Raw genomic sequence first — 10,318 nt, forward strand, 5'->3', positions numbered from 1 at the left:
CCATGCTGGAATTGCGCAAGGACATTTTCGCCGACGAGCGCGACGACAATCTCAAGGAGATCGGCAAGGGCACCCAGCGCCAGGACATGCTCGGCCATGTCACGGGCACGTCGAGCTATTTCAACGACCACAAGCTCCAGGGCATGCTGCACCTGAAAGTCGTCCGCTCGACCCATTCGCATGCAAGAATCCGGCGGATCGACACCGCGGACGCCGAGCGCTCAGCCGGCGTGCGCCGGATCATCCGCGGCTCCGACGTGCCCCGCAATCTCAACACGCTCTTGAGCCTGATCAATTTCGGCAAGGACGACGAACCGTCGCTGGCCGTCGACAAGGTCCGCTACAAGGGTGAACCGATCCTGGCCATCGTCGCCGACAGCGAGCGCGAGGCCTTCGAGGCGATCGCGAAGGTGCGGATCGACTATGAACCCCTGCCGGCCGTGTTCGACGTCGAAGATGCGCTGAAGGCCGGCGCGCCGATCGTCAACGATACTTATCCGAAGAATGCCTTCATTTACCACGACGTTTATGACCACCAGAAACTCCGCTTCGGCGACGCCGATGCGGCCCTCGCGACCGCCGATCACGTGCTCGAACAGCGCTACCAGATGTCGCCTATCGAGCACGCGCCGACCGAAACCAACGGATCGATCGCGGCGCCCGACACCAACGGCCGCTATGTCGTCTATACGTCGACGCAGGCGCTGTTCTTCTCAGTTGACACCTGCGCCAAGATCCTCGACGTCCCCTCCAACACTTTTCATTTCATTGGCGGCACCGTCGGCGGCGGCTTTGGCGGCAAGGTGGACACGCTGACCGAACCTTTATGCATCCTGGGCGCGATGCTGACGGGACGTCCCGTGCGCTACGTGTTCGGACGCGAAGAAGAGATGCAATACGGCCCTCCGCGCGGCGCCGAGCGAATCTACATCAAGGACGGCGTGATGCGCGACGGCCGTGTCGTCGCTCGCAAGGTCCGCGCATATTTCGACAGCGGCGCATATACGCGGCTCTCGAGCTATGCCGCGGTGAAATGCGCAGCCCACCTGCCCGGCCCCTACACCATCCCTAACGTCTATGGCGACGTCTACTGCGTCTTCACTAACCGCACGCCGGCGACCGCAATGCGCGGCTTCGGCGTCACTGCAATGGATTTTGCGATCGAGTGCCAGATGGACAAGCTGGCGCATCTCGTCAGCATGGATCCGATGGAGTTCCGCATCCTCAATGCCTATCGCGACGGCGACATGAAGGCCCATCGGCGCGAGGCCAAGAACACAGCGCTGATCGAGTGCGTCCAGGTCGCGGCCGAGAAAGCCAAATGGCCGATCCGCGACGAGTTCAAGCGCGCCTCCTCCCGCAAGGACGGTGGCGGCAGCCGGGCCGCCATCCCGCGGACGCCTGCCGACACCAACGCGGGGACAACCGCGCCGGCGCAGCAGCGCACGAGCTATGATCGCCTGCCGACGGCCGCGGCGCGCGAACCACCGCGCGAGCCGCCACCACCCGCACCGCCGCCGTCACCGCGACCGGCGTCGCCCTCGCATGGGGCGGGCCGCTTCTCATCCGTGTTCGGCACCAGGAGACGTTGAGATGACCCGACATCGCGGACGCGGCATCGCATCGATCAATTATCCCATCGGCATGAACCTCGGTGGCGATCCCAGCCAGGCCCTGGTCCATTCCAATCCAAGCGGCAAGTTCACCGTGGCGCTGTCGTCGATCGACCTCGGCCAGGGCATGAAGTCGGTAACGCGGCAGATCTGCGCAGAGACGCTCGGCGTGCCCGTCGAGGACGTCTATGTCGACACCGCCGATTCCGACACGGGCCCGCATTGCATGGGCTCGTTCGCCTCGCGCGGCACCCATCGCGTCGGCAATGCCGTGATGGCGGCGGCGCGCGAGGCGCGCGGCGTGATGATGGAGGCCGCCGCCGAGGAGCTCGAGGTCAATGCCGCCGATCTCGAAACCGACGGGCGTGGCAACATCCACGTCAAGGGCGCACCGCACCGCTCGATCTCCACCAAGGACGTCGCCATCGCCGCGCAGTTCAAACAGGGCAAGACTATCGCGGGCCGCGGCATCTTCCTGGTGCCGCTATCCAACGTCGATCCCGAGACTGGCGAGATGTCGCCGGCGACCTGCTACGCCCATGCCTGTCTTGTCGCCGAGGTCGAGGTCGACGACGAGACTGGCGAGGTCACGATGATCCGCATGGATTCTGCCTACGAACTCGGCCGTGCGCTCAATCCGCGCCTGGTCGAGCAACAGCTCGTCGGTGGCGCCTGGATGGGCGTCAGTCACGCGCTCTACGAGACGCCCGAACCCTATTATCCCGACCCAATCCACGGCCCTCGCGACTTCGTCGAATATGTCATGCCTGGCCCCGGCGACGTCTGCCCGCACGACATCGCCGTGTTGGAACGCCCCGCTCCCGATGGCCCTTTCGGCGCCAAGGGCCCCGGCGAAATGTGCGCGAATCCCGTATTGCCGGCCGTCGCGAACGCCATCTTCAACGCCGTCGGCGTCCGCATCGACGACCTGCCGATTACGCCGGAAAAAGTGCTGCGCGCGATCAAGGCCGAGGGCGGCGCACGCCCTCAGGCGCGGCGCTGAGGTTTCGATGGCCGTCCGCAGCAACATCGTCGGCATCGATAGCCCCGAGGCACTGGAGAAGGCGCTTCGGGCGGCCTATTACCTCGCCGACGAGGGACTGGCGACCGCAGCCTATCTCGGTCTGGCACTCGGCAAGCCATTACTGCTCGAAGGTGCGCCGGGCGTCGGCAAGACCGAGGCCGCCAAAGCCATTGCCGCTGTCCTCGGCCGCCGGCTGATCCGCCTGCAATGCTACGAAGGCATCGACGCGTCCGCCGCGCTGTACGAATGGAACTATCCGCGCCAGATGCTCGCCATCCGCCAGGCCGGCGATGAGAGCATCGATATCTACGGCGAAGCGTTTCTGATCGAGCGGCCGATGCTGGCGACGCTGCGCGCGCCCGACTCGACCGTGCTATTGATCGACGAGATCGATCGCGCCGACCAGGAGTTCGAAGCGTTCCTGCTCGAGTTTCTGTCCGACTTCCAGATCTCGATCCCGGAGCGCGGTACGGTACGCGCCTCGGAGCGCCCGGTCGTCGTCCTAACCTCAAACCGCACGCGGGATCTTCATGAAGCGTTGCGGAGGCGCTGCGTCTATCACTGGATCGGCTATCCTTCCGCCGAGCGCGAAGCACGCATCGTGATGATGCGGGCCTCCAGCGTCGCCGAGGGGACCGCGCGGGCCGTCGTCGCGGCCGTCGAGAAGCTGCGACGCGAGCCGCTCAGCAAGGCGCCGGGGATCGCCGAAGCCGTCGACTGGGCTGAAGCCGCCACGCTGCTGCACAAGGGCGGCGCGCGCTGGCCCGATGCCTTCAGGCGTTCGATCGGCCTTGCGCTGAAAGACGAGGAGGATCTGCACTTCATTTCGCCGCGCCTCGACGCCCTGCTGGCGGAGGCCTCTGCATGAGCACCGAACCCGAACTGCCGCGCGCTGCGCGTGTCTTCATCTCCTTCGTAGGGCTGTTGCGAACGAACAGGTTTGCCGTCGCACCGGAACAGACGACCTCGTTCCTGGCCGCGATCCAGCTGCTCGGCCCACGCAGCCTCGAAGACATTCGGCAGGCAGCCCTCGCAACACTGGCGCCTCCGCCGGAGCGTCGTGCCACGTTCGACCGGCTTTTCGATCTGCACTTTCGCGGAAACGAGGCAATCGAGCGCGTCGACGACGGGGAGGACGACGAGACTGTTCGGCTGCAAGAGGAGGCCCGCGGAGACGATGAGCCGTTGTTGTCGGACGAGGCCAACGAGTCCGGTCTCGCAGCAGCGCGCGCGGAAGCCCTGGTCGAGCGCCGCTTTGCGCAGCTCTCGACCACTGATGCGCTGCGCCGGCTGTCCCGTGAGGCGCCCAGGCGCCTGCCGAAGCGGCGCGGCCATCGCCGCATGCGAGCCCGCCGGGGGCCCTACGCCGATTTGCGCCGCACCCTGCGTGACTCTGTTCGCAGCGACGGCGAAATCCTTCGGCTGGGACGCTTGAAGCGTCGGCAGCGCCCACGCAAGGTGCTGCTCCTGATCGACGTCTCCGGCTCGATGAAGACCCGCACCGAAGAGAATATGAAGCTCGCGCACACGCTGGTGCAGGCGGCGCCCAATGTCGAGGTCTTCACCTTCGGCACGCGGCTGACCCGTATCACCCGCCCGTTACGTCTCAGGCGCCGCGAGCAGGCGCTCAACGCCGCAGCCTATCTGGTCAGCGACTGGGACGGCGGCACCCGAATCGGCGACGCGCTTCAGGCCTTTCTCGCCATACCCCGCTTCGGCGGATATGCGCGCGGCGCCGCCGTGATCATCGTTTCCGACGGTCTGGAGCGAGGCGAACCCGATGCGCTGCGCGATGCGGTAGCGAAACTGTCGCGCCGCGCGTGGCGCGTGAGCTGGCTGACGCCGCTCGCGGCCGGTCCCGGCTTTCGTCCGCAGACCGAAGCGCTGGTCGCAATCGAACGGTTCGTCGACGACCTCGTCGACGGCGGATCGAGCGCGTCAATCGTCGCGCATGTGCTGGCGCTGGGACAAAGGAGAGTTGCGTGACCGACATCGTCGATGGGCACCATCATATCTGGCGCCAGGCCGACCTGCCCTGGCTGGTCGGCTCGATGCAGCCGCGCATCTTCGGTCCATACGAGCCGATCCGACGCGATTACCCGATCGAGGAATATCTCGGCGACCTCAAAGGCAGCGGCGTCACCCGCTCGGTCTATGTCCAGACCAACTGGACGAATGACCGCTTCGAGGACGAGGCCGCTTGGGTGCAGCAGACCGCCGAGGCGCACGGCTGGCCGCATGCCATCGTGGCTTACGCCGATTTCTCAGTGGACGACGTGCGTCCGCAACTCGACCGCCTGAAGCGCTATTCCCTCGTACGCGGCGTCCGCATGCAACTTCATTGGCACGAGAACCCGCTTTATCGCTTTGCGGCCCGCCCCGATCTCTGCACCGATCCCGTGGTACGGCGCAACATCGCCCGCCTTGCGGACTATGCCTTGAGTTTTGACCTCCAGGTGTTCACGCCGCAGATGCCGGACGCCGCACACCTTGCGGAAGCCTGTCCCAAAGTGACCTTTATTCTCCAGCACGCCGGCATGCTGGAGGACCTTTCACCCTCAGGTCGCGCGGCGTGGCGCGCCGGGATGGCCCGCCTCGCCGCCTGCCCGAACGTCGTGTCGAAACTGTCGGGGCTCGGAACCTTCATCCACCGCAACGACCCCGCACATATCGCATCCGTCCTGACCGACACGATTGCGATCTTCGGCGCCGAACGCTGCCTGTTCGGCTCTAATTTTCCAATCGAGAAATTGTGGACCAGTTATCGCGAGCTGATCGATGCGTTCCGTGCCGCCGCAGCGCCGCTGCGAGATGATCAGCGCGAAGCCATTTTCAAGACCACCGCCGTGCGCGTCTATCGGCTCTGAGCGCTGAGGAAACGAACGAGAACGGACACAGGGAGGGACGGAATGCCGCTGGAAATCAAGATCCTGGACTATGGCGATATCGAGCTGGAATCGAGCTTTCTGGTTCTCGGCCACGACTGCGGCCGCACCCGCCGTGTCCTCACCCTCGGCTTCCTGATCCTCGGCGGCAAATATCCGGTCGTGGTAGATACGGGTTACCGCTCCAACCAGATCATGGAAACGCTGGGGATGCGCGGCCTGCAGTATCACGAGCACATGATCGAGAACCAGCTTGCGCGGCACGGCGTGCGCATGGGCGATGTGCGCTTCGTCTGCCACACCCATCTGCATATCGACCACGCCGGCAAGGACGATCTGTTTCCGATGAACACGACCGTCGTCGTCAACCGCCGCGAGCTCGAGTATTCCGTGTCCGGCCTGATGCATCCGCAATATCCGGCGCCGGATATCAAGCATCTGATCGACCGGCTGCACACCAAGAGCGCGCTGCGCTTTCTCGACCTCGAGATCACGGGTCCCATCGAGCTGATGCCGGGCGTCTACTGCGACGCAGCCAATGCGCACACCGAAGGCTCGATGAACATCATCGTCGAGACCGCCGACGGCATTGCTACCATCTGCGGCGACGTCATCTATGACTTCAACGACCAGATCGTGACGCCCTTCAACGAGATCCACGACTGGGAGCCGCGCACCACCGGCAACCACGGCACCACCAAGCGCGCCGAGAAGGCCGCCATCAAAAAGCTGCTCAGCAATTCGCGCTATCTGCTGCCGGTCCACGACCGTCCCGCCAAGATCGAGGGCGGCAACGTCGTCGGCCGGCTGCACGACCAGGTCCCCGGACCGATCGTGCAGTCTGTGCCCCAGCGCAACTGGTTTCCGGCCTAGACACCAGAGGATGGACGATGACGCACGTCACCTTGCGCTCCGAATTCGAGACCCTGATCGACCCCTACGCGCCGGTCGCGCAGGTCGGCACCGGTTTTGACTTCACGGAGGGACCGGTCTGGCATCCGGTCGATCATTATCTGCTGTTCTCGGACATGCCGGGCGACGTGCGCCGGCGCTGGGATGCGCGGCGCGGCATCGCCGAAGTCAAACGGCCGTCGAACAAATGCAACGGCATGACCTATGACGCCGAGCTCAATTTGATCGTTTGCGAGCACGCGACATCGTCGTTGATCCGCGAGCGGCCGGACGGACGGCGCGAGGTGCTGGCCTCGCACTTTGGGGGACAGGAGCTCAACAGCCCCAACGACGTCTGCGTGCACTCCTCCGGCGCGATCTATTTCTCGGATCCCTGGTATGGCCGCATGCCGGTCTATGGCGTCGAGCGGCCGAGGCAGCTCGGCTTCCAGGGCGTTTATCGCGTCGTGCCCGGCGCCGACCCGAAGTTGGTCGTTGACCGCAATCTATTCGACCAGCCGAACGGGCTGTGCTTCTCGCCCGACGAGAAACTGCTCTATGTCAACGACACCGTGCAGGCACTGATCCGCGTATTCGACGTCAACGGCGACGGCTCGCTGTCTGGTGCGCGTGTGTTCGCGAGCGGCATCCGCTCCGAGCTCGAGCCCGGCTTGCCCGACGGCATGAAGTGCGACCAGCACGGCAATGTCTGGGTCACTGCACCCGGCGGGATCTGGGTCTATTCGCCGCGGAGCGAGCTGCTCGGCAAGCTCCGCGTGCCTGAACTGGTCGCCAACCTCGCCTGGGGCGGGCCGGATTTCCGCACCCTCTATCTGACTTCGACGCATTCGGTCTACGCGATCCCGACCAAGGTCGGCCCGCGTCATGAGCCCTATATGAGCGGACGGCGGAGTGGCAGCGGTACAGGCACTGGCACCGCGCCAGCAGCGCCGATCGTGGCCGACAGCGAGATGCAGCTCGACCCGCGACGCTGTGCCATGATCATCCAGGATCTCCAGAACGACGTCATCATGGACGGCGGCGCATTCGCCGATTCCGGCGCACCAGGTCACGCGAAGCAGCAGCAAGTCGTCGAAAACGTCCGGCGTCTTGCGGAAGCTGCGCGGGCCCGCGGCGTCGCTATCATCCATGTCTGGTTCGTGGTCGAAGCCGGCGCGCCCGGCGTGACGCTGAATGCGCCGCTGTTCGAGGGTCTCGTCGACAGCAAGGCGATGGTGCGCGGAAGCTGGGGGGCCGCGCCGGTGTCAGGTCTCGAGCCACGGCCCGGCGATTTCGTGGTCGAGAAGGTGCGAATGAGCGCCTGGGAGGGCACGCGGCTCGAAACGATCCTGAAAGCCACCGGCCGCGACATGATCATCAACACCGGCGCCTGGACCAACATGTCGGTCGAGCACACGGCACGGACCGGTGCCGACAAGGGTTACTTCATGGTAGTTCCTGAGGATTGCTGCTCCACCATGAACGCCGACTGGCACGCTGCATCGATCAACTTCGCCATGCAAAACGTTGCCGTCGTGACCAAGGCCGATGCAGTCATCAAAGCGCTGGGATGAGCGGTGGCAAAGCTCCTGCACCTGTCCTGCTCGCCCCGCAGCGACTCCTGGTCGAGCGCCAGCGCACACGTCTTCCTTGACGGCTTTCGCCGGGTCCGGCCCGATTGGGACGTGGATGTCATGGATCTCTGGCGGGAGCGCCTGCCGGAATTTTCGGGCCCTATCGTCGAGGCCAAATATGCACGGATGAAGGCGGAAGCCTTCAACGACGCGCAACGGGACAGCTTTGCGGAGGCCGAGCGTGTGGCGCTCCGCTTGGCACTTGCCGATCGGGTGCTGATCTCGACTCCCATGTGGAACTTCAGCATTCCCTATAAGCTCAAGCAATGGTTCGACGTTATCGTCCAGCCCGGGCTCACCTTCCGGTTCGACCCATCCCTGGGATATGTCCCGTTGCTGAAGGACCGGCCGACCATCGTCATCATCGCCAGTGGCAGCGATTTCGCCACCGGAATGAACCGCGGTCGCATCGACATGGCAACGCCGTACCTGCGCGAAATTTTGCGTTTTGTCGGGATCAGCGATGTCCGTTTCGTACCGATCGGACCAACCATCGGACCGCTACAGCCCATCGAGGCTTCCCGCGAACGAGCCCATCAACGCCTGGCCGCAATGGCCGCGAGCTTCTGATGCACTCCGCAAGCGACTCTAAGTCAGGGCAGATTGTCGCGCAGGAAAATATCGATGCGGATACGCTCCTGATCGGGGCTGATGTTCATTAGTGCGACCGCCAAATGGCGAAAGATCATCAAGGCCGCCAGAATCGAGCCGCAATAATCCGGCGAAGGTTCCGTCCGGGCGCCGCTACTTTGCCAGCCGGAATTTCCCGCCTTCGACCTTGATCAGAAAGGCGGAGCGTTCGTCGTAGCCGTTGTGATCGGCCTTGCTCATGTTCGACAGCCCATTGTTGAGATAGATGTTCTGCCCGCGCTCGAGCGCGTCCCGCAGAGCCGCGCGAAATTCGGTTGTGCCGGGCTTTGCCGTCTTCAGCGCATCCGGTGCAGCTCTTCCAATCAGCGCGACGACATCCCAAAGGTGGGCAGCGAACATGTTGGGCTTTTGCCCGTTCGCCGCTTCATACGCGGTCACGAATTCCTCCGTCGAGCGACGGAACGGATCTCCTGTGGGAAGATCGGCGGCAATGGTAAAGGCCTCGCCTGCAAATACGGCACCTTCGACGTTCGCGCCCCCGAGCTTGATGAACTCCTCACTGGCCACGCCGTGTGTTTGAAATATCTTCCCAGCGTATCCGCGCTCGCGGAGCGCCTGCTGCGGCAAGACCGCCGGAGTTCCTGCGGAAGCAATGAAGACGGCATCGGGATTGGTCGACATCACCTTGAGCGCCTGACCGGTGACGCTCGTGTCTGCGCGCGCATAGACCTCATGTGTGGTCACGGTCAGACCCAGAGCGGGCGCGAGGCGGCTCACCTCCTTGTAGTAGCCTTCGCCGTACCCATCCGAAACGCCGATATAGCCGAGCGTCTTCACGCCTGATTTCGCGATATGCTTGAGGATGGCGGCCGCCATGAGGTCATCATTGGGAACGACCTTGAAGGCCCAGGCGCGCTTCTCGTCCATCGGTTGAACTATCGCGGTAGCGGCGGCGAGCGACAGCAGCGGCGTCTTCGATTCGAGCGCGATATCCAGCATCGGCATGGTCACCGGGGTCAGCGAGGAGCCGACCAGCACGTCGACCTTGTCCTGGATCACGAGGCGGCGTGCGTTCTGAACCCCTTTGGTCGAATCTGATTCGTCGTCCAGGGTGATATAGGTGACCTTCTCTCCAGCGATCTCTTTCGGAAGAGCTGCAACCGTCTTGAGCTGCGGCTGCCCCAGCGCGGATCCCGGGCCGCTTGCCGAGATCACAACTCCAATTTTAATCTCCGCGTTCGCCGTATTTCCATAAAGGACGCATGCCACAAGAATCGAAGCTCGCGCGAAACCGATCTTCATGTCCTGTTTCCTCCTCGTCCGCTTTCGTCCGACATACGCGCTTGCTCCTGCGGTCCTGAGCAACCGGGCGGACCACCGTAAGCGGACCGGAGGAACGTGTCTGTCCCTAGCGTTAGGGACAAGACATCGGTGCCCGAGCGTCTGCGCAGGCTTCGGACGCACGACCGCGCTCTCGCGACGCATGGCGCCCGAGCTTTGCTTCATCGCTTCACCCTCTTGTCCAGGAGGGCGCAGGGAAGGCCGGGTGCCGGCTGGCACCCGCGGTCCGCTGCGCGAAAGTGTAGCGCAAGGAAACCGCACAGCAGCATACAGGTGTAGCCAAATCACTCGGCCTTCCCTGCGCAGTGGCTTTACGGCGTATGCCGTGCTCTCCCGGGA

General features: G+C 64.1%; 9 protein-coding genes. 8 read left to right on the forward strand and 1 reads right to left on the reverse strand.

Annotation, left to right across the window (positions count from 1 at the left end; all coding sequences use genetic code 11):
* The first annotated feature begins 2 nt into the window (after positions 1–2).
* The 8 genes from IVA74_RS06830 to IVA74_RS06865 are packed head-to-tail and all read left to right on the forward strand — an operon-like array spanning position 3 to position 8,617.
* Positions 3–1,592 carry a molybdopterin cofactor-binding domain-containing protein gene (locus tag IVA74_RS06830; RefSeq protein ID WP_247340961.1) on the forward strand — a complete coding sequence of 530 codons (1,590 nt, stop codon included), beginning with the start codon at positions 3–5 and terminating at the stop codon, positions 1,590–1,592.
* 1 nt (position 1,593) lies between these two features.
* Positions 1,594–2,616 carry a molybdopterin cofactor-binding domain-containing protein gene (locus IVA74_RS06835; RefSeq protein WP_247340963.1) on the forward strand — a complete coding sequence of 341 codons (1,023 nt, stop codon included), beginning with the start codon at positions 1,594–1,596 and terminating at the stop codon, positions 2,614–2,616.
* 7 nt (positions 2,617–2,623) lie between these two features.
* The gene (locus IVA74_RS06840; protein WP_247340965.1) at positions 2,624–3,505 is read left to right on the forward strand and encodes a MoxR family ATPase; all 882 of its coding nucleotides are present in this window, start codon (positions 2,624–2,626) and stop codon (positions 3,503–3,505) included.
* Complete coding sequence (locus IVA74_RS06845) at positions 3,502–4,623, forward strand: VWA domain-containing protein (RefSeq protein WP_247340967.1); 1,122 nt, start codon at positions 3,502–3,504, stop codon at positions 4,621–4,623. The genes IVA74_RS06840 and IVA74_RS06845 overlap by 4 nt, the downstream gene beginning before the upstream one ends.
* Entirely contained in the window at positions 4,620–5,504 is an 885-nt protein-coding gene (locus IVA74_RS06850) for an amidohydrolase family protein (RefSeq protein WP_247340970.1), read from the forward strand. Before IVA74_RS06845 ends, IVA74_RS06850 begins: the two co-directional genes overlap by 4 nt.
* A 42-nt stretch (positions 5,505–5,546) precedes the next feature.
* Positions 5,547–6,395 carry an MBL fold metallo-hydrolase gene (locus tag IVA74_RS06855; RefSeq protein WP_247340972.1) on the forward strand — a complete coding sequence of 283 codons (849 nt, stop codon included), beginning with the start codon at positions 5,547–5,549 and terminating at the stop codon, positions 6,393–6,395.
* Between the two features lie 17 nt (positions 6,396–6,412).
* On the forward strand, positions 6,413–7,987 hold the full coding sequence (locus IVA74_RS06860; protein ID WP_247340974.1) for an isochorismatase family protein: 1,575 nt from the start codon (positions 6,413–6,415) through the stop codon (positions 7,985–7,987).
* Between the two features lie 3 nt (positions 7,988–7,990).
* Positions 7,991–8,617 (forward strand): NAD(P)H-dependent oxidoreductase, encoded by a 627-nt coding sequence (locus tag IVA74_RS06865; RefSeq protein ID WP_247340976.1) that lies wholly within the window; start codon positions 7,991–7,993, stop codon positions 8,615–8,617.
* A gap of 174 nt (positions 8,618–8,791) precedes the next feature.
* Here the strand turns inward: IVA74_RS06865 and IVA74_RS06870 are convergent, their stop codons facing one another.
* Positions 8,792–9,940: an ABC transporter substrate-binding protein gene (locus IVA74_RS06870; RefSeq protein ID WP_247340996.1), complete on the reverse strand. Its 1,149-nt coding sequence runs from the start codon at positions 9,938–9,940 to the stop codon at positions 8,792–8,794.
* Positions 9,941–10,318: the final 378 nt, after the last annotated feature.

This window comes from Bradyrhizobium sp. 132 (assembly GCF_023074185.1).
Lineage (GTDB): Bacteria > Pseudomonadota > Alphaproteobacteria > Rhizobiales > Xanthobacteraceae > Bradyrhizobium.